The sequence below is a fragment of the Streptomyces sp. NPDC086554 genome, assembly GCF_040686095.1.
Lineage (GTDB): Bacteria > Actinomycetota > Actinomycetes > Streptomycetales > Streptomycetaceae > Streptomyces.
Genome location: NZ_JBFBJK010000005.1, coordinates 61,888 through 88,379 on the forward strand (window position 1 = coordinate 61,888; position 26,492 = coordinate 88,379).

16 protein-coding genes are annotated in these 26,492 nt (G+C 71.2%); 4 read left to right on the plus strand and 12 right to left on the minus strand.

Features of this window, described 5'->3' with window-relative positions:
• Positions 1–14 precede the first annotated feature (14 nt).
• Positions 15–1,601, minus strand: coding sequence for a glutamine-hydrolyzing GMP synthase (gene guaA, locus AB0O76_RS09680; RefSeq protein WP_365487214.1), 1,587 nt, complete (start codon positions 1,599–1,601; stop codon positions 15–17).
• A 397-nt stretch (positions 1,602–1,998) separates the two neighbouring features.
• On the opposite strand from guaA, the gene AB0O76_RS09685 reads away from it, so the two are divergent.
• Positions 1,999–2,298, plus strand: a complete 300-nt coding sequence (locus AB0O76_RS09685; RefSeq protein WP_365487216.1) for a chorismate mutase — start codon at positions 1,999–2,001, stop codon at positions 2,296–2,298.
• Positions 2,299–2,975: 677 nt separating this feature from the next.
• Here the strand turns inward: AB0O76_RS09685 and AB0O76_RS09690 are convergent.
• Both AB0O76_RS09690 and AB0O76_RS09695 read right to left on the minus strand, forming a co-directional pair.
• The gene (locus tag AB0O76_RS09690) at positions 2,976–3,743 is read right to left on the minus strand and encodes a hypothetical protein (RefSeq protein ID WP_365487217.1); all 768 of its coding nucleotides are present in this window, start codon (positions 3,741–3,743) and stop codon (positions 2,976–2,978) included.
• A 110-nt stretch (positions 3,744–3,853) separates the two neighbouring features.
• On the minus strand, positions 3,854–4,255 hold the full coding sequence (locus tag AB0O76_RS09695; RefSeq protein WP_365487219.1) for a hypothetical protein: 402 nt from the start codon (positions 4,253–4,255) through the stop codon (positions 3,854–3,856).
• A 157-nt stretch (positions 4,256–4,412) separates the two neighbouring features.
• Here AB0O76_RS09695 and AB0O76_RS09700 point away from each other — a divergent pair, with 157 nt between their 5' ends.
• The gene (locus AB0O76_RS09700; RefSeq protein ID WP_365487221.1) at positions 4,413–5,522 is read left to right on the plus strand and encodes an LAETG motif-containing sortase-dependent surface protein; all 1,110 of its coding nucleotides are present in this window, start codon (positions 4,413–4,415) and stop codon (positions 5,520–5,522) included.
• 131 nt (positions 5,523–5,653) lie between these two features.
• Here the strand turns inward: AB0O76_RS09700 and AB0O76_RS09705 are convergent, their stop codons facing one another.
• The 8 genes from AB0O76_RS09705 to AB0O76_RS09740 form a co-directional block, all read right to left on the minus strand.
• Positions 5,654–7,489, minus strand: coding sequence for a GMC family oxidoreductase (locus AB0O76_RS09705; RefSeq protein WP_365487223.1), 1,836 nt, complete (start codon positions 7,487–7,489; stop codon positions 5,654–5,656).
• 27 nt (positions 7,490–7,516) lie between these two features.
• Positions 7,517–9,133 (minus strand): succinic semialdehyde dehydrogenase, encoded by a 1,617-nt coding sequence (locus AB0O76_RS09710; RefSeq protein WP_365487226.1) that lies wholly within the window; start codon positions 9,131–9,133, stop codon positions 7,517–7,519.
• Between the two features lie 112 nt (positions 9,134–9,245).
• Positions 9,246–10,934 (minus strand): serine/threonine-protein kinase, encoded by a 1,689-nt coding sequence (locus AB0O76_RS09715; RefSeq protein WP_365487229.1) that lies wholly within the window; start codon positions 10,932–10,934, stop codon positions 9,246–9,248.
• Between the two features lie 6 nt (positions 10,935–10,940).
• On the minus strand, positions 10,941–12,656 hold the full coding sequence (locus AB0O76_RS09720; protein WP_365487232.1) for a serine/threonine-protein kinase: 1,716 nt from the start codon (positions 12,654–12,656) through the stop codon (positions 10,941–10,943).
• A gap of 113 nt (positions 12,657–12,769) precedes the next feature.
• Positions 12,770–14,413 (minus strand): serine/threonine-protein kinase, encoded by a 1,644-nt coding sequence (locus tag AB0O76_RS09725; RefSeq protein WP_365487234.1) that lies wholly within the window; start codon positions 14,411–14,413, stop codon positions 12,770–12,772.
• A gap of 93 nt (positions 14,414–14,506) precedes the next feature.
• The gene (locus tag AB0O76_RS09730) at positions 14,507–16,207 is read right to left on the minus strand and encodes a serine/threonine-protein kinase (RefSeq protein ID WP_365488050.1); all 1,701 of its coding nucleotides are present in this window, start codon (positions 16,205–16,207) and stop codon (positions 14,507–14,509) included.
• A gap of 189 nt (positions 16,208–16,396) precedes the next feature.
• Positions 16,397–19,474, minus strand: coding sequence for a protein kinase (locus AB0O76_RS09735; protein WP_365487237.1), 3,078 nt, complete (start codon positions 19,472–19,474; stop codon positions 16,397–16,399).
• Between the two features lie 173 nt (positions 19,475–19,647).
• Positions 19,648–21,876, minus strand: coding sequence for a serine/threonine-protein kinase (locus tag AB0O76_RS09740; protein ID WP_365487240.1), 2,229 nt, complete (start codon positions 21,874–21,876; stop codon positions 19,648–19,650).
• Positions 21,877–22,010: 134 nt separating this feature from the next.
• On the opposite strand from AB0O76_RS09740, the gene AB0O76_RS09745 reads away from it, so the two are divergent.
• Entirely contained in the window at positions 22,011–23,219 is a 1,209-nt protein-coding gene (locus tag AB0O76_RS09745; RefSeq protein ID WP_365487243.1) for a serine hydrolase domain-containing protein, read from the plus strand.
• A 39-nt stretch (positions 23,220–23,258) separates the two neighbouring features.
• Here AB0O76_RS09745 and AB0O76_RS09750 read toward each other — a convergent pair whose 3' ends face one another.
• Positions 23,259–24,965 carry a glycerol-3-phosphate dehydrogenase/oxidase gene (locus AB0O76_RS09750; RefSeq protein ID WP_365487246.1) on the minus strand — a complete coding sequence of 569 codons (1,707 nt, stop codon included), beginning with the start codon at positions 24,963–24,965 and terminating at the stop codon, positions 23,259–23,261.
• Between the two features lie 228 nt (positions 24,966–25,193).
• Between AB0O76_RS09750 and AB0O76_RS09755 the strand changes: the two genes are divergently transcribed.
• Positions 25,194–26,447 (plus strand): nucleotide sugar dehydrogenase, encoded by a 1,254-nt coding sequence (locus AB0O76_RS09755; protein ID WP_365487248.1) that lies wholly within the window; start codon positions 25,194–25,196, stop codon positions 26,445–26,447.
• The last annotated feature ends 45 nt before the right edge of the window (positions 26,448–26,492 follow it).

Below are 26,492 nucleotides of genomic sequence, written 5' to 3' on the forward strand. Positions count from 1 at the left end.
TAAGCCCTGTGGGACTACTCCCACTCGATGGTGCCCGGCGGCTTGCTCGTCACGTCGAGGACGACGCGGTTGACGTCGGCGACCTCGTTCGTGATGCGGGTCGAGATCTTCGCGAGGACCTCGTACGGAAGGCGCGACCAGTCGGCGGTCATGGCGTCCTCGGAGGAGACGGGCCGCAGCACGATCGGGTGGCCGTACGTCCGGCCGTCGCCCTGCACGCCCACGCTGCGCACGTCCGCGAGCAGCACGACGGGGCACTGCCAGATGTCGCGGTCGAGACCGGCGGCGGTCAGCTCCTCGCGGGCGATCGCGTCGGCGTCGCGGAGGAGGTCGAGGCGCTCGCGCGTGACCTCGCCGACGATGCGGATGCCGAGGCCGGGGCCCGGGAAGGGCTGGCGCTGGACGATCTCGTCCGGCAGACCGAGCTCCTGCCCGACCATCCGCACCTCGTCCTTGAAGAGCTGACGCAGCGGCTCGATCAGCTGGAACTCGAGGTCCTCGGGGAGGCCGCCCACGTTGTGGTGGGACTTGATGTTGGCGGTGCCGGTGCCGCCGCCGGACTCGACGACGTCCGGGTAGAGCGTGCCCTGGACGAGGAACTCGACGGGCTGGTCACCCGGCGCCTCGGCGACGATCTCCGCCTGGGCCTGCTCGAAGACGCGGATGAACTCGCGGCCGATGATCTTCCGCTTCTGCTCCGGGTCGGAGACTCCGGCGAGCGCGTTCAGGAACCGCTCCTGCGCGTCGACGACCTTGAGCTGCACGCCCGTGGCCGCGACGAAGTCCTTCTCGACCTGCTCGGTCTCGCCCTTGCGCATCAGACCGTGGTCGACATACACGCAGGTCAGCTGCGAGCCGATGGCCTTCTGCACCAGAGCGGCGGCCACGGCGGAGTCGACGCCGCCGGAGAGGCCGCAGATCGCACGCTTGGTGCCGACCTGCTCGCGGATCGAGGCGATCTGCTCCTCGACGATGTTGCCGGTGGTCCAGTCGGGCTTCAGGCCCGCGCCACGGTAGAGGAAGTGCTCGAGCACCTGCTGGCCGTGCGTGGAGTGCATGACCTCTGGGTGGTACTGCACGCCGTACAGCTTCTTCTCGTCGTTCTCGAAGGCCGCGACCGGCACGACGTCCGTGGACGCGGTGACGGAGAAGCCCTCGGGCGCCGCGCTGCACGCGTCGCCGTGCGACATCCACACGGACTGCTCGGCCGGGGTGCCCTCGAAGAGCGTCGAGCCGGGCTTGGAGACGGCCAGCGGAGTACGGCCGTACTCGCGGGCGCCCGTGTTGTCGACGGTGCCGCCGAGGGTGGTCGCCATCAGCTGGAAGCCGTAGCACATGCCGAAGACGGGGACGCCGGCCTCGAAGATCGCACGGTCCAGGCGCGGTGCCTCGTCCGCGTACACCGACGAGGGGCCGCCGGAGAGGATGATCGCGGCGGGGTTCTTCGCGAGCATCTCGGAGACCGGCATCGTGCTCGGCACGATCTCGCTGTAGACCCGGGCCTCACGGACACGTCGGGCGATGAGCTGGGCGTACTGCGCTCCGAAGTCGACGACCAGAACGGTGTCGGGAGCGGCGGCAGCGGGGGACGCTGATGGCACGGCGGCGGCCTTCCGGCGTTGAGCGTGAGCTGGGGCTCAGTGCGTGTGGCAAGGGGTCTGTTTTGTCGATTCTAACGGGCGCGTGAGTACTCCCTTCGTCGCATCCGACGGGAGGCGGTCCGCACGGGCCCGGCGCCGGGGGGCGTCTCAGCATCCGAGCCGCGGCGGAACCCGTGTTGACCGGGCACGCGCGCCTGGGGGCATACTGGCCTCGTGACCAAGCACCTCAGCTTCCTCTTTACCTATGGCAACCGGCCCGCCGGCTGCCATGGTCGAGCTGCTTGATCCACTGACAAGCGACTTCCCAGGCGCCCCGGGCCGACAAGGCCCGGGGCGTTCTGTCATTTCCGGACCTTGTCGCTCCGGGGCCGCCTCCCCATCCGACGAGGAGCCCCAGATGAGCACCGCCACCACCTCCACCACGACCGACAAGACCGGCGCCCGCACCCCCGAGGCCGCCGATGTGATCGAGAACGCCCGCGAGCGGATCGACGCGCTCGACGACCGCATCATCGGCCTCGTCCAGGAACGGATGGCCGTGTCGGCCGTCATCCAGGAGGCCCGGATCGCCTCGGGCGGCCGCCGCGTGAATCTCTCCCGCGAGATGGAGGTCCTCGGCCACTACAGGGACGCGCTCGGCAAGCCCGGCACGTCGCTCGCGATGACGCTCCTCGAGCTGTGCCGAGGCCGCGTCTGAACCGGCACGGACCGTCCCGCCGCCGGCCGCCCGGGGCCCCCGGACCGTGCCCCCGGACCTGAGTTCGGGTCCGCTCTCACCCGTACGGCGCGTGACCGGTTCCGGAGGGGCTTCGTTGGTCCCGATGTCCGTGCCAGCCAGGGGCGGGCACGGGAAAACCACGCGTGGCTCCGCTGGAGCGATGAGGCGCACACATCGTGTACGCCGTGGGACCTCGCTCCAGAGACGTGACCGGACGGCAGGGGACAGCAGCCCGGTCACCCAAGAGAACGGTCGGCTTCGGGGACGCCCGAAGCCGACCGGCCTCCGTCCCCCAAGCCGTCCCGCAGTCCCCTGATGACCCAGCAGTCCCGCCACGAACCACGAGCTGTCCCTGTTCGTCTAGATCTGGTCGAAACGGTTGCGCAGGGAACGGCAGATCCAGCACGATGCGTAGAGGGATGAGCCGCGGATCCGGCACTCCACAATTCCATTGCCATTGGTCGATACCACTTGAGCGCCCCTCGTGCGCCGGGTCGACCACCGGCGCTCCCACACTCGCGGCGCACTCCCCCCGGCGCCGCTCCTCGGCACCGACGCTGCCCTGACGTCGGTGCTGACAGCCAAGGGCCCCGCGGATCCGTCCCGCGGGGCCCTTCGCTCTGCACCTGCCGCCGCTCCGGCGGCTGCATCAGCCGCTACTTCTCCGCCTTCTCTGCCTTCTCTGCCTTCGCCAACTGCGCGTCGACGATGGCTTCGGCGACCTCGGGATCGCCGTCCCTGGCGGACTTCACGGCCTTCGGGTCGAAGACGTTCGACGCGTGGAAGGACATCAGCGTCGAGCCGCTGCGTACGACGGTGACCTTGTCCCGGGCCAGGAACTCACCCGCGCGCCTCGCGAGCTTGAACGAGACGGACTCGTCGCCGCCGACCGAAGCGGGCTGCGGCCGCACGCCGAAGTACCGGTGACCTCCGGTCCCGAAGGTGGCGCACTTCTTCGACTTCGACGCCGTCCGCAGCGCATCCATCGTCTGCTCAGCGGTGGCCCGGTCGTACGCGAGCAGTTCGACGCCGGTCGTCGTGGCGTCCTCGACGTCGGTGCTGCTCAGCGTCCGTACGACATTCGCCTTCGTGCCCTCGGGCGCGGTGGCCCCGAGCATGTCCGACAGCGAGCGGCACTCGCCGGGGCGCACGGCCGCGGCGGGCGGTGTGGAGGCGTCAGAGCCGCCAGGGGACTCCTTCTCGACCTTGTACTTCTTGACGTCGCCCGCGGCGAGCGCCGACTTCTCCAGCTTCTCGGCGGCCGAGCCACCGCCGGCGTCCGCGGAGTTCGACGGCTTCTTGCCACCGGAACCGCCGGAGCCGCCGTCGCCCTTGGAGTCACTGCTCCCGCTGCACGCCGCCGTCAGGCCGAGTGCCGCCACCACCGAAACGGCCACCACGCCGCGTGACACAGCTGACTTCACGTTCCCGATCCCCCAATTTCGTATCGCACCATGCGGAGTCACCCGCACCCCTCGTACGACGGAAGATCATCGCGCCTGGTTCCGCTTCGGACGGGGCGACCCCGTACGGGCTATCCCCACGTCCAGAAGCGGAAGGGGCTCAGGAAGACGATGGCCAGCGCCATGCCGCCCACCACGATCACCACGCTCCACACCCGGCGGCTGCGCTCCGAACGGGCGCTGCGGCGCGGCCCGGTGGGTGCGGAGCGCCACTCGTCGGGCCGCCACGCCCCGGCGGCACCCTCCCCCCGCGCCGCCTTGCGCTTCCTGCGCCGGCGGCCCAACACCCGGGAGTCCGCCGCCTGTTGGCGCGCCGCCTCCTCGTCGAGGCGGCGCAGCCGTTCGGCCACCATGCGCGCCCGCGCGGACGGCTCCTTCGGTGCGGACGTACGGATGTCGCGCAGGCTGTCGCGCTCGAACCGTTCCCACACCTCGTCGGGTATGTGCTCCGGCATCTCGTCCGGCACTGTCACGCAGCCCCCTCCTACCGCCCCTCGCCCGGCGGCCGTTCGCCGTCGGGCGGAGGAATTTCTACGGCACCCCGCGACGCCCGCACAAGCCATGTGATTCAAGCCACATAAGAATTCTGTGAGTTCCAGGACAACCATTCACTGGGGACGCAGGTCATGCATGCGTAACAACGGCCACACCCGCGTCCCCACCGCGGAGGCCTCCACCTCCGTACTGCTCACCAGGCAGTACGCCGGACTTTCTGAGGTCTTCATGAAGCTTCGCCGTGTCATGGCCGCCGCGGCCGCGACCGCTGCCATAGCCCCGATCGCGTTGCTGTCGGCCCCCGCCGCCTTCGCGACCGAGGACACCACCACTTCGTCCCCGAGCGCGACGGCCACCGAGACGGCCGAGCCCTCCGAGACGGCGACCCCGTCCGAGACGGCGACCCCGTCCGAGACGGCCAAGCCCACCGAGACGGCCTCCCCGACGGAGACGGGCAAGCCCACCGAGTCGGCCACGCCCACCGGGAAGCCCTCCGAGACCGCCGAGCCGACCGAGGAGCCCACCGAGGCCCCGACGGACTGCCCGGTCGACGACGAGGGCGTCGACGTCGACTCCAAGCTGGAGCTCGGTCTTTCGGGTCTGCCCGGCAAGATCGTCGCCGGCAGTGGCTGGCACCAGTTCACGCTGACCGCGTCGAACCCGAGCGACGAGGACCTCGGCGAGGTCCAGTGGCTGGCCGCCGTGGACAACTGGTCGGACAGCGAGGACGAGCAGGACTGGCTGGCCAACTACGCGCAGATCCAGTACTTCAACCCGGACTCCAAGTCCTGGGAGTCCATCGCGGACGAGGTCACGGGCGGTCTCTACTTCGGCGCCACGGAGCTGGGCGCCAAGGAGAAGGTCGACATCAAGCTGCGCGTCGACATCAGCGCCAAGGCCCCGGCCGGCGACGGTTACGCGCTCGGCCTCGGCGGCTACCTGGACTCCGAGGCGAACTGCGTGCACAACGCCTTCGCGTTCTACGAGTTCACGGTCCTGAAGGCCGGCAGCAGCAACGAGAACCCGGGTGAGGCCGAGGAGAAGCCGGGCCAGGACGGCAAGAAGCCGCAGGGCGGCAAGGCGCCGCAGGGCGGCACCAACGAGATCCCGGCCACCGGCAACCTCGCCGAGACCGGCTCGAGCTCGATGCTGCCGACCATCGGTCTCGTCGGCGGTGTCGCCGTCGTCGCCGGTGCGGGCGCGGTCTTCATCGTCCGCCGCAAGAAGGCCGACGCCACCGCGTAACAGCGGTACGCCGGTCAGCAGAACGCCGCACAGCGGCACCTGAAGCACGCGAAAGGACCTGCGCTCGGAGGGGGGCGCAGGTCCTTTCGCGTACGTACGTTCAGTTACGTACGTTCAGTAGGGCGCGGGCGCTACTTCTTGGCCGGTACCGCCGGCATCCCCAAGAAGGGCAGCTTCAGCGCGGCGAACGCGTCCGCGGGCACCGTCGGGGTCTTCGGCTCGACGGCGGCGAGTCGTACGTACGCGGAACCCTGCGCGGGACGGGTGTCCTCGCCGCCCTTGTTGGGCCAGAAGGACATCGCGCGCTCGGCCTGCGCCGTGATCGTCAGGGACGGATTCACGCCGAGGTTCGCGGAGACTGCCGCGCCGTCGACGACCGAGATGCCCGGGTGGCCGTAGAGCCGGTGGTAGGGGTCGATGACGCCCGTATCCGCGGAGTCGCCGATCGGGCAGCCGCCCAGGAAGTGCGCGGTCAGCGGGGTGCCCATCAGCTCGCCTACGTTCGACCCCGCGAAGCCGTTGATCTCCTCGGCGAGCAGCGTCGCGGCCTCGGTGGCCTCGCGGATCTGGGTCGGGTTGGGTGCGCCGTGGCCCTGGCGGGCGGTCAGCAGGCCCTTGCCGATGCCCTTCTCCTTGCGGTACGTGATCAAGGAGTTGTCCAGGGACTGCATGACAAGGCCGATGATGGTCCGCTCCGACCAGCGCCGGTTGGAGAGCGAACGGACCGTGAGCCAGGGGTGCTTGGCGACATTGCCGAGCCATCCCGCCACGCGCGCCTTCGCGCTGTAGGGGACCTGGAGGATCGTCATGCCGCCCATCGCGTTGGACTTCTTGCCGTAGCGGACCGGCTCGATGTGCGTGGAGTCGTTCGGGTGGATCGACGAGGTGATCGCGACGCCCTTGGTGAAGTCCGGCTTCGCGCCGCCGTGCGCCTTGCGGTAGCGGCGGTCGGTGGTCTGGGCGCCCACCAGGGCCTCGGAGTTGGTGCGGGTCAGCGCGCCGAGCCGCGGGGAGATGTGCGGCAGCAGGCCGTTGTCCCGCATGCGGTGAAGGAGCGTCTGCGTGCCGTACGTGCCCGCGGCGACGACGACCTTGCGGGCCGTGAACGTACGGCCCTTGCCCTTGCGTTTGGCGTCGGTGGGCAGGGTGGCGACGGCGAACCCGCCCCGCGAGTCCTCGGTGACGGTGACGACGGACGTCATCGGGTGGATGACGGCGCCGGCCTTCTCCGCCAGGTAGAGGTAGTTCTCGTTGAGGGTGTTCTTCGCGCCGTGGCGGCAGCCGGTCATGCACTCGCCGCACTCGGTGCAGGCCTTGCGCGAGGGGCCCGCGCCGCCGAAGTACGGGTCGGGAACTTCTTGCCCCGGCTTGGCCGTTGAAGATCCTGAGGCGTCCTGCTCGTCTCCGAAGAAGACGCCGACCGGCGCCATGTGGAAGCTGTCGCCCACTCCCATGGCCTGGGCGGCCGCCTTCAGATGGATGTCGGACGGTGTCGTGGTCGGGTTCAGCCGCACCCCGAGCATGCGCTTGGCCTGCTCGTAGTAGGGGCTTAGCTCGTCCTGCCAGTCCGTGATGTCCTTCCACTGCGGGTCGTTGAAGAACGGCTCGGGGGGTACGTAGAGCGTGTTCGCGTAGTTGAGCGAACCTCCGCCGACGCCCGCCCCCGCGAGCACCATCACGTTGCCGAGCAGATGGATGCGCTGGATGCCGTAGAGGCCGAGCGCCGGTGCCCACAGGTAGTTCTTGAGGTCCCAGGAGTTCTTCGGGAGCGACTCACGGGTGAAGCGGCGCCCCGCTTCGAGCACGCCGACGCGGTAGCCCTTCTCTGTCAGCCGCAGGGCGGAGACGGAGCCGCCGAAGCCGGAGCCTACGACGATGACGTCGTAGTCGTACGACGCGTCGTCGGCTCCGCTGCCCCCGCCCGCATCGCTGTCCGACTGTTTCTGGACAGAGCTCTCCTGTGACATTGACTCTCCTCGTTGAGAACTAACGCACTAGCGAAGCCGCAGCGACTTCATGACCTTCAGACTCAGGCTCATGAACGCCGCGTACTTCTCGTCGTCCATGCCGAAGGACGGCTCGAGCGGGATCAGCCGCTGGTGCGCGACGGTCTGCGCCTCGGTGTACTTGAGGATGCCCTCGGAGCCGTGGCGGCGGCCGAGACCGGAGTCCTTCATGCCGCCCATCGGGGACTGCACGCTGCCGTAGGCGGGCGCGAAGCCCTCGTTCACGTTCACCGTGCCGGTGCGCAGGCGGGCGGCGATCTTGCGGCCGCGGCTGCCGTCCTTCGTCCAGACCGAGGAATTCAGGCCGTACGACGTGGAGTTGGCGAGCTCGACCGCCTCGTTCTCATCGGTGAAGCGGTAGATGGAGACGACCGGGCCGAAGGTCTCCTCGGCGCAGACCGCCATCGGGGACTCGACGCCGTCCAGGATCGTCGGCTCGAAGAAGAAGGGGCCGATGTCGGGCCGGGCGACGCCGCCCGCGACGAGCGTGGCGCCCTTGGCGACGGCCTCCTCGACATGCCGCTTGGTGGTCTCCAGCTGGCGCTCGCCGACCAGCGAGCCCATCTCGGCGCCGTACGCGAGGGACTTGCCGAGCCGCATCGCCTTCGTCCGCGCGGCGAAGCGCTCCACGAACTCGTCCGCGATCGACTCGTGGACGTACAGACGCTCGATGGAGATGCACAGCTGACCGGCGGAGGAGAAGCAGGCGCGCACGGCGCCCGCGGCGGCCTTGTCGATGTCGGCGTCGTGAAGGACCAACATGGCGTTCTTGCCGCCGAGTTCGAGGGATACGCCGACGAGGCGGCCCGCCGCGCCCTGCGCGACCTCTCGGCCGGTGCGCGTGGAGCCGGTGAAGGAGACGTAGTCGGCGTGCTTGACGATCTCGGGACCGACGACCGGTCCCTCACCCAGGACGACCTGGAAGACCTCGGCGGGCAGACCGGCCTCGATGATCAGGTCACGGGCCCACAGGGCGGTCAGGCAGGTCTCCGTGTCGGGCTTCATCACCAGGGCGTTGCCCGCGACGAGTGCCGGGAGCGCGTCGCCGATGGACAGCTCGAAGGGATAGTTCCAGGGCGCGATCTGGCCGACCACACCGCGCGGCTGACGGTTCTCGGTGACCTTCGTGAGGGTCGGTACGACACCGGTGTGCCGCTTGGGGTTCAGATACGCGGGGGCCTTGCGGCCGTAGTGCCGGGCGGCGACGGCGACGGCCTGCAGCTCCTCGTGCGCGTGAAGGCGGGCCTTGCCGGTCTCCAGCTGGATCAGGTCGAGGACCTCGGCCTGGCGCTGAAGCACCAGGTCGTGGAAGCGGAGCAGGACCGCGGCGCGGCGGCGGACCGGGGTGCGCTCCCAGGCGACCTGGGCGACCCGCGCGCGCTCGAAGGCGGTGGCCACGTCCTCGGGGGTGGACTCGGGCAGGTCCGCCAGCTTCTCGCCGGTGAACGGCGTGTGGCTGGCGGTCCGCCCCGAACCGACGACGTCCCGGGTGAGCTGCGCGATCAGCTCGGGCGTCACCACGTCGGCGGCGGTGCGCGCGCCTTCGGGAGCGGCTGCGGTCGGGTTCGTTCCGAGGGGCGCTGCGGTGGCCTGCGAGTCCGTCATGGGGCTGAGCGTAGGCGCAGGTCAACGTTTTGGGTACCCGTCGGTAATCAGCTTTCACGGGGCGCACACACCATGCCAGCGATCGCTGGCGGTAAAGGGCCTGATCAGGAGCTTAGTCCCCCACGTCGAGCCGGTCGCGCGCCGCCTTGAAGAGGTTGGTGCCTTCCTTCTCGTACGTCTTGACGCCCTTCGGCATCCGCACCATCAGGTCGTAGTGCTCGCCGGCGTCCGTGACGATCAGGAGGTGCAGCTCGCGGGTGACCATCGGCTCGGCGAGGTCGTCCTCCGCTTCTTCCGTGTACGTGGCGTCGAGCAGGGCCGCGTCCTGGCCGTGGAAACTGGTCCGGGTGGTCGAGGTGTTCACCTGCTCGTAGCCGACGCCCTCGATCTCCTTGGCCTCGGAGTTCGCCCAGGCGAGGGCTGGGCTGGGGCGCGTGGTCGCGGGCTTGGTGACGCGGAGCGAGACGAGGCCGTCGGGCTCGGAGTACTCGACGATGGGGTTGGCCGGGTCGCGGATGATCTCGGTGTACGTGGTGGGGACGGAGATTTCGGCGTCGACCTTGGGCTCATTGTGGGTGGTCCAGTCGCCGTCGGGGGACGGGGACTCCTTGGCGTCGCCTTTGCCTTTGCCGCCGTCCGTCTTACCGCCGTCCGTCTTGCCGCCGTCCGTCTCCCCGGTTTCCTTCTTGCCGGTGTCCGCCTCCGCCTTGGTGTCACCGCCGTCGCCCAGCGAGGTGCCCAGCCAGACGCCGCCTCCCACCAGTACGGCACCCAGGAGCGCGGCGGCGACGAGGCGGCCTGTGGCGCGACGGGGCTTCGGCTCGGCGTCGGGCTCGGCGGATGCCGTCTCCCCCGCATCCGACGCCGGGCGTGGAGCGGGCCGCGGCGCGGGCGTGAGCCGCACCGTCCCCACGTCGTCCGACAACTCCCGCAGCCCCGAAGGGTCCTGAGCCACCTCGCCGTCGAACGGCTCCGGCAGCGCCCGCCCCTCCGCCACCGCTTCCAGGGCGAGCGCGACCTCGGAGGCGCCCGGTCGCAGCGCGGGATCCCTGCACAGCAACCGCTCGATCAACGGGCCCAGTTCACCCGCCCTGACCGGCGGCGGCACCTCCGCGGAGAGCACGGCGGCCAGGGTGGACTCCAGCGTCGTACGCCGGAAAGGGGACCAGCCCTCCACGGCCGCGTAGAGCAGCACGCCAAGGGACCACAGGTCGGACTCGGGGCCTGCCGTGCTGCCGGACATCCGCTCGGGCGCGATGAATTCGAGCGAGCCGACGAACTCGCCGCTGACCGTGAGCGACTCCTCGCCCTGGATGTGCGCGATCCCGAAGTCGGTGAGTACGACACGGCCGTGCGGCCCGATGAGTACGTTCGCGGGCTTCACGTCACGGTGCACGATGCCCCTGGCGTGCGCGGCGGCCAGCGCGCCGACGACCGCGAGGCCGATCCGCGCGGACTCCGCGGGCGGCAGCGCGCCCCGCTTGAGCAGTTCGTGCAGCGATTCGCCACGGATCAACTCCATGACGATCCACGGCAGTTCGTCCTCCACGACCACGTCGTGGATCGCCACCGCCGCCGGATGCTCCACCTGCGCGGCGGCCCGCGCCTCGCGCTGCAGCCTGGCGTACATGCGCCGCTGCGCCGCGTCGTGCGGATCCCCGGGCAGCCGGGGCTGCTTGACCGCGACGTCCCGCCCGACCAGCTCGTCGACGGCACGCCATACGGTGCCCATGCCGCCGGAACCGATGCGTTCCGCGAGGCGGTAGCGGCCGCCGATCAGACGTCCCCCGTCATCGGCCATGCCGGGTCAGGGCTTCGCGATCTTCAGGTTCGCGATGGCCGTCTTGGCGACCTCGCGGCCCCGCTCGGTGAAGTCACCCTTGCCGGGGTAGTCGATCCAGAGCTTGTACATGTCGCCGGACTTGGTCTTGAAGTAGAAGATCTTGGCCTCGCGGGGCCACTTCGACTCGCCGTCCTCGGTCACGTACGGGATGAGGTTCTCGGCGGACTGCCGTCCCTCGTACTTCCCCTGCGTGGTCTTCTTGCCCTTGCCCATCTGGTCGGGGCTCAGATCACCGAGGATGCTGCTGCCCTGCTCGGTCGACTTGATGTCGTCGTACGCCTCGGCCATCGAGGTGCTCGCGATCTCGTCGAGGTCGTCCTCGGACTTCTTGTCGAGCCACAGCGTGATCGTGATGTCGCCACTGAAGTCCGTGTAGCTGACCCAGTTCTTGTCGTCCGTCGCGTCGGGCTCCGGCACGGACTTGAAGTACCCCTTGGGCGCCGCGAACGTCGCCCCCAGGTTCTTCGCCTCGTGCGTCTCCCACTCGTCCGGCAGCGACCCCGCGAACGGGTTCGCGATCACCAGATACGCCGCGACCGCCGCCGCGACGACCGCCGCACCGATGCCGATCAGGCCCTTGCGCCCGATCGTGACGCCGCCCTTGCCCGCACCGGAACCACCACCGACCTGCACCACCCGCGTCGGCGCCAACTGCGGCGGCCGCACCGACTCCTCCAGGAGCGTGCGGATCTGCCCGGCGTTCGGGCGCTGGGCCGGCTCCTTGGTCAGGAGGCGGTTGATCGCGTCGGCCAGGGGGCCGGTGACCGAGGCGGGAGCCGCCGGTGTCGCGTTCAGGACGGACTGGAGGGTCGCGGGGGTGTTGGTGCGGCGGAAGGGCGAGACGCCCTCCGTCGCCGCGTAGAGGACCACGCCGAGCGACCAGAGGTCCGATGCCGGGCCGGGGCGCTGGCCCAACACCCGCTCCGGGGCGATGAATTCGGGAGAGCCGACGAAGCCGCCGGTGTCCGTCAGGTTCGTCTCGCCCTCGATCTGCGCGATGCCGAAGTCGGTGAGGACGACACGGCCGTGCGAGCCGAGCATCACGTTGTCCGGCTTCACGTCGCGGTGCAGGATGCCCGCCTGATGGGCGGCGTCAAGCGCGTTGAGCACCTCCAGGCCGACGCGGGCAGCCTCGCGGGCGCCCAGGGTGCCCTCCTGGAGCGCGGCGCCGAGCGAGCGGCCCTGGACCAGCTCCATGACGATCCACGGCTGGCCGTCCTCCACGGCCACGTCATGGACGTTGACCACGGCCGGGTGGTCGAGGCGGGCCGCGGCGCGCGCCTCGCGGCGCATCCGCTCGAAGGCGTTGGAGCGCTCACGCTCCGGCAGGTGGTCGGGGATGCGGGGTTCCTTGACCGCCACATCGCGGTCCACGGTCTCGTCCTTCGCGCGCCAGACCGTGCCCATCCCGCCGTGGCCGAGCTTGGAAAGCAGGCGGTAGCGGCCCGCGATCAGCCGGCCTGCGCCCGGGTCGGGCTCGGAGGGCTGGTTGGGCACCACCTGGGTGGGCTGGGCGTACGGCGACGGGGGCGGCGTCGGCGCGGCGGGACCGTGCGGCCCGACGTACTGCCCACCCTGTCCCCCTTGCCCCCCTTGTCCGGGGACGCCGGACTGCGGCGGCTGCAGTCCGAAACTAGTGGGTTCGTACGGGCCGTAGGAGGCTCCCCCGTCGTTACTCATGCACACATCAGTACCCTGCCGACGGCCTCTGGTTCCACTCGGGTCACTGACTTGTGACCGTGGTGATGCTTCGTACAGAAGTCCACCGCGAACCCATAAGACCCATCAGGGCGTCAGCGGCGCACGAACGTGTCCACCGCCGTGTCGAAATACCGCCTGCCCTGCTCGGCCTTGCCGACCGGCGCCGAGACCCACACGTCGTACATCCGGCCGCCCTCCTCCCAGCACAAGTCGTACGTGTGCCGGGCGCCCTCCGCCTCGCTGAAGCCGTCCCAGCTGAACTGCCACAGCGCGGCCGGCCTGCCGTTGTGCGTGGTCTGCGTGATCTCGGCGTCGCGGTAACCGGGGTTGTTCTCGGGACCCTTGGCGTCGGAGCGGCGCTGTACGGCCAGCGGGCCACCGGGGTCCGGGGCGGACTCCTTGATGCCGATGCGGTAGGTGCCGCCGGGCGATTTGTAGAAGGTGCGGGGCCCGTCGACCTCACGGGCGAAACCTTCCGGCACGGCGAGCGTGAAGCCCCTGCGGTCCTTCGCGATGCGGTAGCCGTCGGGGGCCGCGGGCATGGTCGGCTTCGCCGTGCCGCCGCGCGTGACCGTCACCGTGGGGGTGGGCGAAGGGCTGCTCGTCCCCGTCCCGGAGGTCTGCGAGGTCTGCGAGGTCTGCGGCGTCCCGGGCGCCGAACTCGTAGGCGTACCGCCGTCACCGTCGCCGCCCCCGCCCATCAGGAGCGCGGCGGCCGACACCCCGGCCCCCGCCACAGCGGCCACCAGCGCGGCGGCGATCAGCATCACCCGCCGACGGTCCCGGAAGGGCGCGGCAGGACCCGCCGCAGGGCGCACCGGCAGGTCGCGCTGGGTGGGCGTGTAGCCACTCGGCAGCGCCGACGGCTGACCGCCCGCCCGGCCCGCCGCTGTCGACGGCATCCGCCCCGTCTCGACGTACAGCCGAAGCAGCCGCTCCGCCTCCGCCACGTCGAAGCGCCGCCGCTGATCGCGCTCCAGGAGGCCGAGCACGACGGGCAGCAGCGGTGCGGCGGCGGGCGGCGGGCGTATCTCGTCGAAGACGACGGCATGCAGGACACCGCCGATCGAGTCCCTGCGGAAGGGCGACTCTCCGGTCAGCGCTGCGACGAGGAGCGCTCCCAGCGACCAGAGGTCGGACGCGGGCCCGGTGCTCTCGCCCGACATCCGTTCGGGCGCGGTGTATTCGGGCGAGCCCACGAACGACCCGGTCTCGGTGAGCGTCGTCGCCCCGCTGACCTGCGCGATCCCGAAGTCGGTGAGGACGACGCGGCCCGTCGCCTCCTCCAGGAGTACGTTCGCGGGCTTGATGTCGCGGTGCAGGACCCCCGCGGCGTGCGCGACGCGCAGCGCGCCGAGCAGGTCGATGCCCATCCGGGCCACCGTCCGCGCGTCCATCGGTCCTTGCCGCGCGATCCGCCCCGCGAGCGAGCCGCCCTCGATCAACTCCATGACGATGTAGGGGTGTTCGTCCTGCACCACCACGTCGTGTACGACGATGATGTGCGGATGTCTGAGCTGCGCGGCCGCCCGCGCCTCGCGCAGGGTGCGTTCACGCTGCAGCAGCGCCTCGGCATCGGAGAGCGTCTCGTCGAGGGCGAGTTCCTTGACGGCGACCTGACGCCCGAGGAACTGATCGGTGGCCCGCCAGACCACGCCCATGCCGCCCCGGCCGAGCCGCGCCTCGAGGCGGTAACGGCCAGCTATGACCCGGGCGTTGTCCCCCACGCTCCCCATGCGGCCATCATGCCCCACCTGTGCGGGCCCGGACCCTGTGGGCCCGGGCGGCGGACTGGTTCCGGCCGCTCGCACCGCCGGCCTCGTGCGTGCCTAGCTGACCGGCTTCTCACCAAAGCTCCGGAGGATCGCGTCGAACTGCTGCCGTGCGGTGTCCCAGTCCTCGGCAGGGGAGGACATGTAGATCACGTACTCGATGCCGTCGCGGCTGAGATACGACTGCGAGATGGCGCGGCGCTTGCCCGCCGTCGTGTCGTTCGCCCCCGCCGTCCAGCTGAACTCCCAGAGGGAGCCGGACCGGTCGCGGAAGGTGTTCGAGTCCAGCTGCAGCCGCTGGTAGGCGGGCAGCTTGACCTTCAGGTTCTTCTCCAGGTCGAGCTGGTGCAGGTAGGGGCTCTCCCACGCCGTCTTGCGGTCGACGCTGATGCGTACGAAGTGGCGTCCGTGGTCGGGGGTGTAGTCGATCTGGTTGCCGTCCATCTCGCGCACCCAGTTCTTGGGCAGCCTGAGGCTGAAGCCCTCGGGGTCCTTGACCCGCGGCCAGTCGGCGGGGATACCGCCGACGGTCTTGCCGGGCTTCCCGTCCTCCGCCCCCTGCGTACTGGCCTCGTGCTTGCCGTCCCCGAGGTACAGGTACGCGGCGGCTCCACCGCCGCCGAGCAGTGCGACGGCCGCGACCATGGAGACGATCACGGGCCACTTGCGGCGCTTCGGGGGGTTGTGGGGGTGACCGTCGTGGACCAACGTGCCGGAGCCATGGCCGTGGGCGGCGGTTCCCGTTGCGCCCTGGACGGCCGTCCCCGGCTCTGCCGAGTAGGCGGCCTGTTGCACGGACTGCTGCTGCACGGGCTGTTGCTGCACGGGCTGTTGCTGGACAGGCCGCTGCTGGACAGGCCGCTGCTGCACGGACTGCTGCTGCACAGACTGCTGCCCGGTCACGTGCACCTGCGTCGGCACATACGCCTGTGCCCCGCTCGGCCGCCGCCCCTCCGCCGCCTCGGCGAGCATCAGCTCGGCCTCCTCCGCGGTGGGCCGGGTCTCCGGATCCTTGCGCAGGAGTGCGCTGATGACGGGCGTGAGCGCCCCCGCGTGCTCGGGCGGCGCGGGCTCCTCGCCGACCACGGCCTGCATGGTGCCCAGCGGCGACGTACGCCGGAAGGGAGAGTTCCCCTCGACCGCCGTGTAGAGCGTGGCGCCGAGCGCCCACAGGTCGGAAGCGGGCCCGGGGTCGGCGCCACTGACCCGCTCGGGCGCCAGATAGTCGACGGAGCCGACGACTTCGCCGGTCCGCGTGATCGTGGTGTCCCCCTCGATCGCGGCAATCCCGAAGTCGGTGAGCAGGATGCGCCGGTCGTCCGCCAGGAGTACGTTGCCGGGCTTCACGTCGCGGTGCAGGACCCCGGCAGCGTGCGCGGCGCGCAGGGCCTTCAGGGTCCACAGGCCGATGCGGGCGGCCTCGACCGGTTCGATGCGGCCCTGGTCCTTGACGGCGTCCGCGAGGGAACAGCCCTCGACCAGCTCCATCACGATCCAGGGCCGGTCGTCGTACTCGAGGACGTCGTGGACGGTGACGACGGCGGGGTGGTTGATGCGGGCGGCGGCCCTCGCCTCCGCGTGCGTGCGCGCGAAGAGGACCGCTCGGTCGGCCTCCTGCACCCACTGCGCGGCCGTCAGCTCCTTGACGGCGACGGCGCGGTGCAGGACTTCGTCCCGCGCGCGCCACACCCGTCCCATGCCACCGTGCCCGATGGACTCACCGAGCCGGTAGCGGCCCGCGAGGAGCAGGCCCTGCATCTGATTCACGATTCCCCATCATTGGTCTTGACAGGGCCAAGATTAGGGAGGGGGCAGCGTACAGGGAACCTTCGGGGGTGCACGGAGATCGCACTGTGACGCTTCACGCACTGCTGGCGCGCCGCCTTGCGTGGCGGCCGGGCGTCCGAAAGTACTGCTCACGGACGGTCAACTTCCGTGCCTGAACGGTCAGTCCGCGACCTGGTACGTCGCCGACGCCTGCTCGAAGAGCCGCGTCACCTCGTCCCGCTCGGCCTCAGGCCCTCGCAGCTGCACCACGTGGTACTTCCCGCCGACGGGCATCGCGAGATTGCGTACGAAGATTTCGCGGCCTTCCGCGTCCTGCCAGGTGAACTGCCCCTCGGCCATGGTCCGCCCGCCGACGTCCACGGTGCGCATCCCGCTGGACGTGGCCCAGGTGGAGTCCCTGAACGGCTGCAGCTCCCGCTCGTGCTCCCGCTGGTACTTCATGGGATCGCTGCCGTACTCGTCCGTGCCGTCCCGGCCCGGCACGACGATCAGCTGGAAGTCGCCGTGGGTGTAAAGGACCTGCCCGCGCCCGTTCTTGGGCTGCCGGTCCCAGCCGCTCGCGACGGCCACCCGGAAGCCCTCGGCGTCCTTGCGGAGCGTGAAGCCCTGCGGCACCTCGGGCCCGCTGGTCTGCGGCTGCTCCGAACTCGGGCTCTTCTCCGGCTTGTCGCTCGGCTCACCGGAGTTGCCCGGCTTTCCGTCCTGGCCCGGCCGCGCACTGGAACTGCTGTCAGGCGTGGGTGCCTGACTACTCCCGACGTCTCCCGCGGACCCGGCCCGCCCGCCGTCGCCGTCTTCCGCCTCCCCCGACTTCGGCATAAAGACCATCGCGTACGCGAGTGCCGCGACGAGGCCGACGAGTATGAGGAGGAGCAGTACGCGCCCCAGGGAGCGCGGCCGCTGTCCCGTGCTGCTGCGCGGCTGCCGAGGCGCGGTGGCGCGTCTGGGCGGCGGAGCGGCCGCCGGCATCGCCGCGGCCCGGCTCTCGCGCCCCCGCTTCTCCTTGCCCTTGCCCTTGTGCTTGTGCCGCCCGTTCTGCCGCCCGTTCTGCCGCGACACGGCGGCGGCCCGGGCGGCGGCGCGGCGCCTGCGCACGACCTCACCACGGCGACGCAGGACGGGCAGCCGTCGGGCGTCGAACGGCGGCGCGGGCACGACGTTGGCACCGGCCTCCGGCTCGGGCGCCGAACGGACCAACGACCGCAGCCAGCCGCTCAGTTCCTCGAAGTCGAGCCGCTCGGTCGGGTCCTGCCGCAGCAGCGACTCGACCACGGGCCGGAGCGGACCGCACTCCTCGGCGAAGGCGGGCGGCTCGGCGCAGACCAGCTGGACGAGCTCGAAGGTGCTCTCTTCCGGGTACGGAGCATGCCCCTGCACGGCACGGAACAGCAGCGCGCCGAGGGCCCACAGGTCCGTGGCGGGCCCGATGGGCGCGGCAAGCTGCCAGTTCTCATGCACGGGCCCGGCCTGCTCGGGCGCCCACCGCTCGGTGACGGCCCCGACCACGGTCATCCGCGCATGCCGGGCCCGCTCGGCGGCCAACGCGGTGGCGGGCCCACGCCGGGCCCCCCTGCGCTCGGCGACAAGGGCGTCCCAGTAGGTGTGGCCGGAACTGCCGGAGGCGTGGGGGCTTCGGGACCCGGGGTGCGGTTCGGAGCTGGCACCACCGGCCCCGGACACGCGCCCTCGCCCGCCGTGCGGCGCCGCGGCTCCGGGAACACCGCCTTGGCTCAATGCGCCACGGCTCGACGCGGGGCTGGAAGCACCGCGGCCCAGTTCGCCACGACCCGCCGCAGATCCAGGCCCACCACGCCCCAACGCCGAACCGGGAACCCCATACCCCGACGCCGACCCGGAACCACCACGACCCAACTCGTCACGACCCGACCCAGAACCAGGACCCCCACGCCCCGACGCCTGCCCCGGAACTCCATAGCCCGACGCCGCACCGGAACCACCCTGATGCGGAGCAACCCCCTGCCCACCGCGGCGGGACATCGCGCCGGGTCCGTCACGGTCGGGCGCGGAAGCCCGCTCATCGTGTCCGGTTCCGAAGCCGGGACCGCCGGGTCCGCCGGGACCACCGGTGTGTCCGCTCTGTCCGGGATCGGCCCATGCGCCGCCGCCGGGCCGTTGGCCGCCCGTCCCCGCGCCGCCGCCCCTGGGCACCGCTCCGTGCCACGGCTTCGTGCCCGCGACGCCGTACGGGTCCAGGATCCGCCCTGCCGCATCGGCTTCGCCGTCACCGCTTCCCGCGCCGTACCCCCGCGGGCCATATCCGTCGTCCGAGCCTTCGTCTTCGTACGCCTCGAAACCGTCGCGCCGCTCGGCCTCGCCTGAAGCACCGCCCCGCGGCCCCGGCAACTCCGCGCGCCCCGGCGGCACTTCGCCCTCGCTCAGCCGCGCCGCGGCCCGCGTAGTCCCGGCGCGATACGCGGCTATCGCACCGGCCCGCGCCGCCCGGACGTCGACCTCGACCTCGGGCTCTGCGGCCGGGGTTTCCGGAGTCTCGTCGGCGTCCCCGCCCGGCTCGATCTCGGCGTACCCGCCCGGATCGTCCGTCTCATCGGCGGCGGGGCCTTCGGTCCCGAAGCCCGCGAGGAACTCCTCGGGGCGCGGGTCGTAACCGCACAGTGCCTCTTCCGCCGCGCCCGCCGCGAGGCCCGTCAGGACCACCCGGCCGTCGTCGCAGACAAGCACCGTGCGCGCCGTGATGTTGCGGTGCACCCAGCCGTGCGCGTGCAGCACCCGCAGGGCCGTCACGACGTCCGACGCAACCTCCGCCGCGCGGTAGGGACTCAGCGGACGCTCCGCGAGCAGCGCGGCCAGCGGCCTCGCCGCCACCAGCTCGCTGACTATCCACAGCGAGCCGCCCTCGGCGAACACGTCGAAGACCTGGTCCAGGCGCGGATGGTCGGGAATCTGCGCGGCGGCCTGCGCCGCCTCGATGGCGCGCCGCACCGCCGGATCCGACGGCCTGCGCGTCGTCCGCGCCGACGGCCGCCGCACCGCCCCCGCGCTCACGAACCCCGCGGGCAACTCCCCGTCGGGAAAGTCACGCTCGTCGAGCTCGAGCACCTCCGCGTCGACGACCTCGGGCAACGGCACCTGCCTGACCAGCACTTCCTGCCCGCTGTAGGTGTCGAAGGCGCGAGTCTCGGCGAGTTCGTACTCATCCGCCGGAGGCAACGGCAGGCGATAGCGGTCGGCGAGTACCCGCCCCGCGTATTCGTCCACGACGCCTCCCCCGTCCGCCCGGTGGTCAATTCCGTTCGTCTTACGCCCTGTTGCGGCTGCGTACGGTCCGCAAGCACTCACGATACGTGCCGGAGCCGAAGCGCATTGAGGGGATGCGAGATCTCACAGAACAGCGCGCCGGGGAGGTGACGACTCCCGCCCCGGCTCGCCCGCTACTTCTTCGGCTCGAACGTCCGCGTGAACGTCTGCCACGTGTCCCTGCGCCGCTCGCTGTCCCAGTCGGCGTCCTTCGCGGTGTACATCATCCCGTAGCCCAGACCGCCGTTGACGACGAACCCACGGTCTATCGACCGGTACTTCGTGCCGCCCTCGACGTACGTGAACTCCCAGTCGGCCGTGTTCCAGCCGCGGAAGCCGACCTTCTCTATCCGGATCCGCTTGTACTGGGACCGGACCATGTACGACTCCTGGTTCTTCCAGTCGCCGACCGGGTCGTCCTTGGGCGTCGTCGTCCAGCCGATCAGCAGCTTCTGCCCGTCGGGCCCGGTGAAGCGGGCGCCCGCGGCCGCCGTGGACTGGTACTTCCAGCCCTTCGGCAGCCCGATCGAGAAGCCTTGGGAGTGCTTGTACGTCGAGTCGGCGCCGTCGTCCGGCTTCTTGCCGCCGTCGTCGTCGCCCTCACTCGGGTCGTGGCCCTCACCGGCGCCGGAACCAGGGTCGGTGCCCGCTCCCGAGCCCTCCTTGTCCTTCTCCTTCTCGGCACCGCCGTCCTGCCCGGCGCCGCCGCTCTTCTCCGTGTCCTTCTCGCCGCCGCCCGCGGTCGCCCCGCTGGACGCGGCCTTGTCGCCGCCCTTACTGTCCCGCGCACCGTCGTCGTCCCCGCCGCCCAACGCCAGGGCAAGCACGGTCCCGAGCACCGCGAGCACGACGACCACCGAGATGATCACGAGCGTGCGCCGGGGCACCACATCGGTGAGCGAGGCCGAGGCCTTGGCGGGCCCGCGCGGCGGTGTCGCGGGAACCGGCGGGGCGCCCTCCGGGTGCCCGGCCGCCGTGCCCGCGTTCGTCTCCGCGCCCCGCGTGGACGCCGTCGCGGCGGCCGTCGCCGCCGCCTTCCGCACGGACTGCAGCGCGCCGCGCAGCCGCTCGGCCGCTTCCTCGGACTTCTTGCTCTTGCCTGCGGAAGCGGCTGCGGCAGCTCCGGAGGTGCCTGCGGCTCCCCCGGCTCCCGCGACTCCCGCGACTCCCGCGCCGGAGTCCGCAGCGTCCGAAGTCGTGGACGCATCGCCCGACTTGCCGGGCGCCGTGTCGGTGGCACTCGCCGCAGCGGCCGCACCGGCCGCGTCCGACGGCCCGTTGGCGCTGTCCTTACCCGGCACACCGACCGGAGCCGACGCCGCGGCCGCAACCGCAGCCCCCGCACCGGCCGCACCAGCCGCTCCGGCCCCACGGCCGAAACCGCCCTTGCCGAACCGCTTCGCCATCCCCACCCGCGGCGACCGCGCGGCCTTCGCCGGCTTCTCCGGAGGAGCGGGCGGCAGCGGCACCACCTTCGTCGCCTCGACCGGCTCCGGCTCGTCCTTGACCTCGGGCGCGTGAATGACGTCGAGCAGGAGCGCCCGCGCAGCCGCGTCCGCGAGCCGCTGCTCGGGGTCCTTGGCGAGCAGGCCGTAGATGACCTGCTCCAAGGGGCCCGCGTTCGTCGGCTGTTCGACGTCCTCCGTCATCACCGCCGTGAGGGTCGCGATGGCCGACCCCTTGTCGTACGGGGGCACGCCCTCCACCGCCGCGTACAACAGCCCGCCGAGCGACCACAAGTCGGCCGCGGGACCGGGCTTGTGCCCGCGCGCCCGCTCCGGCGAGATGTACGAGGGGGCACCGACGAGCATGCCGGTGGACGTGATCGACGGGTCGCCCTCGACCTGCGCGATGCCGAAGTCCGTGAGGACGACCCGGCCGTCCTCGGCGATCAGCACGTTGGACGGCTTCACATCACGGTGCAGGATGCCCTCGCGGTGCGCGGAGCGCAGCACGTCGAGCACGGCGAGCCCGACCTCGGCCGCGCGCCGCGGCGTCAACAGACCGTCCTCGCGAATGGCCTCGGCGAGCGACTTCCCCTCGACCAGCTCCATCACGATCCACGGGCGGTCGTCCTCGTCGACCACGTCGTAGACGGTCACCGCGCTGGTGTTGCGGATCCGCGCGATCGCCTTCGCCTCACGCAACGTACGCGTGATCAGGCGCCGCTTCTCGTCCTCGTCGATGCTCGACGGGAAGCGCAGCTCCTTCACCGCGACCGTACGGCCGAGTGTCTCGTCCTTGGCGCGCCAGACGGTGCCCATGCCGCCGCGGCCGAGCACTTCCCCCAGCCGGTAGCGCCCGGAGAGGAGACGTTCGCTCTTGTCCTGACGGGACTGGCCCGTCTTCTCCGCGTCCGACATGCGTCCCCTCTGCTGCTACCGCTGCTACCCGCGCAACCCGCCCTGACAGAGCCTTCATTGTCCCTCACTCGGGGACCGCTCCACGCCCAGGGTCCACCGTCCCCCATGATGGGCTCGCACAAGGAGGCACGGTCATGCCCAATTCGCGGACACTGCTGGTCATACCCCTCGCGGTGGCCCTTTTCGGCCTGCCGACCGCCAGTTCGCCGCTCGCCGCGGCACCCGCGACGGACGTCACTCTTCCGCTGCTTGTAACCCGAGGCAAGGCCCCGGCCGCGGCTCTGTTGACCCGCGAGGACCCATGGCCCCCGGCAGCGCCGGGGCAGCCCGAACCCCAGGCGGCACAACAACCGGACCAACAGCCACGCTGGCACTTCACACAGGCCAGGCAGACCACCACCGGTCACACTTCCGGCAGCGCCACGGGTGCCGTTGCCAGAACCGGTTCAGCCGAAGGCACGGGCCCAAGCGCCCCCTCCACCCCCGGCCTCCGCCGCACCGACCACTTCCGCGCGGGCAGCATCACCAAGACGTTCATCGCGACGGTCGTCCTCCAACTCGCCGCCGAACGCCGCCTGTCCCTGTCCGACCCCGTCGAGCTTCACCTGCCGGGCCTCATCCGCGCCGAGGACGACACGGACGGCACCTACCTCGACGGCCGCGCCCTCACCCTGCGCGCGCTGCTGACCCACACGAGCGGTCTCGCCGACTACACCGCCGGCACCAAAGGCCTCATCCCCGTCACACCCCTCCAGGCGGTCCGCACCGCCCTCGCCCTGCCGGCGACCACGCCCGGCCGCTGGTCCTACTCCAACACCAACTACGTGGTGCTCGGCATGGTGATCAAGCAGGTCACCGGCAACTCGTACGCCACCGAGGCCGCGCGCCGCATCATCACCCCGCTCTCCCTGTCCGGCACCTCGTTCCCCGGCACCCGCACCACACTCCCCTCCCCGCACGGCCGGGCGTACACGAGCGAGGGCGAGGACGTCACCGCCCTCAACCCGCGCGTCGCGGGCGCCGCGGGCGAACTGATCTCCACCCTCGCCGACCTGGACCGCTTCTACGCCGCTCTGCTCGGCGGCCGGCTGCTCCCCGCCGCCCAGCTCCACCAGATGCTCAACACCCGTGACGCACAAGGCCGCTACGGCATGGGCCTCTACCCGCAGAAGCTGCCCTGCGGCACCACGGTCTGGGGCCACAACGGCCACATAGCCGGCAGCTATGTCCGCACCGCCGCCACCCGGGACGGCGACCGCGTCCTGACCTTCCGGGTCAACACGGACGAAATAGCGGACCCGACACTAGAACGCACCCTCCTGTCGGCCGAGTTCTGCTCCTGACGCTTCGAGACCTGGCCCTTCGGGACCTGACGCTTCCGGCTACAACGGCACGATGTCCGGCGCCCCCAGCCTCGCCGCGTCCGCCGTCAAGTCATCCGGCTGCCGCTGCGACTCCCGCTCCGCCTCCACCCGCTTCTCGTAGTGCTGCACCTCCCGCTCCACCTGGTCCTTGTCCCAGCCGAGCACCGGCGCCATCAGCTCGGCACACTCCCGTGCACTGCGCGTGCCCCGGTCGAACGTCTCGATCGAGATGCGCGTACGCCGGGTGAGCACGTCGTCCAGATGCCGTGCCCCCTCGTGCGACGCGGCGTAGACGATCTCGGCGCGCAGATAGTCGTCGGCCGCCTGCAGCGGCGCGCCCAGCGAGGGATCGTCGGTGACCAGCGCGAGCACCTCCTCCGCCAGCGAGCCGTACCGGTTCAACAGATGCTCCACGCGCACCACATGGAGCCCGGTGCGCGCGGCGATCCTGGCGCGGGCGTTCCACAGCGCCTTGTATCCCTCGGCGCCGACGAGCGGGATGTCCTCGGTGACGCATTCGGCGACCCGCTGGTCGAGGCCGTGCACCGCCTCGTCCACCGCGTCCTTCGCCATCACCCGGTACGTCGTGTACTTGCCGCCCGCGACGACCACGAGGCCCGGCGCCGGATGCGCCACCGTGTGCTCGCGCGACAGCTTGCTCGTGGCGTCCGACTCCCCGGCGAGCAGCGGCCGAAGGCCCGCGTACACCCCTTGCACGTCGTCCCGCGAAAGGGGCACCGCGAGCACCGAGTTCACATGCTCCAGGAGATAGTCGATGTCGGCGCTGGACGCCGCCGGATGCGCCTTGTCCAGGTCCCAGTCTGTGTCCGTCGTGCCCACGATCCAGTGCCGCCCCCACGGGATGACGAAGAGGACGCTCTTCTCGGTCCGCAGGATCAGCCCGGTCGAGGAGCTGATCCGGTCCTTGGGCACGACCAAATGGATGCCCTTGGACGCCCTGACGTGGAACTGTCCCCGCTCCCCGACCATCGCCTGGGTGTCGTCCGTCCAGACACCCGTCGCGTTCACGATCTGCTTGGCCCTGACCTCGTACTCCCCGCCGCCCTCCCCGTCCTGCACCCGGGCGCCGACGACGCGCTCGCCCTCCCGCAGGAAGCCGGTCACCCGCGCCCGGTTGGCGACCTTCGCGCCGTACGCGGCCGCCGTGCGCACCAGCGTCGCCACATAGCGGGCGTCGTCCATCTGCGCGTCGTAGTACTGCATCGCCCCGACCAGCGCGTCCTTCTTCAGGCACGGGGCGACGCGCAGGGCGTGACGCCGGCTCAGATGGCGGTGCATGGGCAGCCCGCGGCCATGGCCGCGGGACATCGACATGGCGTCGTACAGCGCGACGCCCGACCCGGCGTAGATCCGCTCCCAGCCCTTGTGCTGCAAGGGATAGAGGAACGGCACCGGCTTCACGAGGTGCGGGGCGAGCCGCTCGAGGAGCAGACCGCGCTCCTTCAACGCCTCACGCACCAGCGCGAAGTCCAGCATCTCCAGATAGCGCAGGCCGCCGTGGATCAGCTTGCTCGACCGGCTCGACGTGCCCGACGCCCAGTCCCGCGCCTCGACCAAGCCCGTGGAGAGACCGCGGGTCACGGCGTCGAGCGCGGTGCCCGCGCCGACCACTCCCGCTCCCACGACCAGGACGTCCAGCTCCCGCTCGGCCATTTCCGCAAGTGACTCGGCACGCTCCGCCGGCCCCAGTGTCGCTGTCCTCACCGCTGCCTCCCGTTTCGTTTCGGGTGTGGTCGCGCTCACATCATGCCCAGATTCTGGTCGAGCCCGCTGAGTTCGACCGCCGCCTGTGGACAACACTCCAAGATCCGGCGCCACGCAATGCCGCATAACGGTCATATTTACTCCTAGTCTGACATTGCGCTGGTCCACCTTGTCCACAGGGCTTGCGCGCTCGTCCCACTCCGGCTATTGGGAGGACGGCCCACCGCCATGCCCGCAGATCTCGCCGTCATCGGTCTCGGCCACCTCGGCCTGCCCCTCGCCCAGGCCGCCGTCGCCGGCGGCATCGCCACCATCGGCTACGACCCCGTCCGCGCCACCGACCTGGCAGGCGGCCGCCTGCCCTGCGACGGCGCCGAGGGCACCCTCACCGCCGCCGACGTCCGCCGGATGCTCTCGGGGGGCTTCCGGCCGACCACCGACCCCGTCGAGCTCGGCCGGGTCCGCACCGCCGTCATCTGCGCCCCCACCCCGCCGGCGGCGGACCGCTCGCTCGACCTGAGCCAAGTGGCCGACGCCGCGCACGCCCTGGCCGCGCGGCTGCGTCCGCACACCACCGTCATCCTCGAATCGCCCGTGCACCCGGGCACCACGGAGGAGTTCCTGCGCCCGATCCTGGAGTCGGGCTCCGGCCTGCGCGCGGGCCGCGACTTCCATCTCGCCTACTCGCCCGGCCGCCTCGACCCCGGCAACCGCACCCACGGCTACGCGGGCACGCCCAAGGTCATCGGCGGCATCACACCCGCCTGCACCGAATCGGCCGCCGCCTTCTACGGCCGCCTCACCGACAAGGTCGTACGCGCGCGTGGCCCCCGCGAGGCCGAGACCGTGCACCTCCTGGAGACCAACTACCGGCACGTGAACATGGCGCTGGTCAACGAGATGGCCGTCCTCTGCCACGACCTGGGCATCGACCTGTGGGACGTCATCCGCTGCGCCGAGACCAAGCCCTTCGGCTTCCAGGCCTTCCGCCCAGGACCCGGCGTCGGCGGGCACGGCGTCCCCCTGGACATCCCGGGCCCGCCCCGCGGCGCCCGCCCCCTGCGCATGGTCGAACTGGCCCAGCAGGTCAACGACCGTATGCCCCAGTACGTCATCCAGCGCTCGGCGACGCTGCTCAACGAACACGGCAAGTCCGCCCGCGGCGCCCGCGTCCTGCTGCTCGGCGTCACCTACAAGCCCGACCTGGCCGACCAGCAGGGCTCCCCCGCCCAGGAGATCGCGACCCGCCTGATGGAGCTGGGCGCCGCCGTCAGCTACCACGACCCCTACGTCCCGAACTGGAGCGTCCTCGGCCACCCCGTCCCCCGCGCGGACTCCCTCTACGAAGCGGCCGCCGAAGCCGACCTCACGATCCTGCTGCAGCACCACCGCACGTACGACCTTCAAGGTCTTGCCGTGAAGGCCCAGTTGCTCCTCGACACCCGGGGCGCGACACCGGCGGGCGCCGCGCACCGCCTCTAGACCAGGGCACGCAAGTGGGGCCCGGACGCATCAGCGTCCGGGCCC

Excerpts from the sequence above, each read along its gene's own strand:
- AB0O76_RS09685 (WP_365487216.1), top strand. The coding sequence starts at position 1,999 with ATGAGCACCGCCACCACCTCCACCACGACCGACAAGACCGGCGCCCGC.
- AB0O76_RS09700 (WP_365487221.1), top strand. The coding sequence starts at position 4,413 with ATGCGTAACAACGGCCACACCCGCGTCCCCACCGCGGAGGCCTCCACC.
- AB0O76_RS09705 (WP_365487223.1), bottom strand. The coding sequence starts at position 7,489 with ATGTCACAGGAGAGCTCTGTCCAGAAACAGTCGGACAGCGATGCGGGC.
- AB0O76_RS09710 (WP_365487226.1), bottom strand. The coding sequence starts at position 9,133 with ATGACGGACTCGCAGGCCACCGCAGCGCCCCTCGGAACGAACCCGACC.
- AB0O76_RS09715 (WP_365487229.1), bottom strand. The coding sequence starts at position 10,934 with ATGGCCGATGACGGGGGACGTCTGATCGGCGGCCGCTACCGCCTCGCG.
- AB0O76_RS09720 (WP_365487232.1), bottom strand. The coding sequence starts at position 12,656 with ATGAGTAACGACGGGGGAGCCTCCTACGGCCCGTACGAACCCACTAGT.
- AB0O76_RS09725 (WP_365487234.1), bottom strand. The coding sequence starts at position 14,413 with ATGGGGAGCGTGGGGGACAACGCCCGGGTCATAGCTGGCCGTTACCGC.
- AB0O76_RS09730 (WP_365488050.1), bottom strand. The coding sequence starts at position 16,207 with ATGCAGGGCCTGCTCCTCGCGGGCCGCTACCGGCTCGGTGAGTCCATC.
- AB0O76_RS09740 (WP_365487240.1), bottom strand. The coding sequence starts at position 21,876 with ATGTCGGACGCGGAGAAGACGGGCCAGTCCCGTCAGGACAAGAGCGAA.
- AB0O76_RS09745 (WP_365487243.1), top strand. The coding sequence starts at position 22,011 with ATGCCCAATTCGCGGACACTGCTGGTCATACCCCTCGCGGTGGCCCTT.
- AB0O76_RS09755 (WP_365487248.1), top strand. The coding sequence starts at position 25,194 with ATGCCCGCAGATCTCGCCGTCATCGGTCTCGGCCACCTCGGCCTGCCC.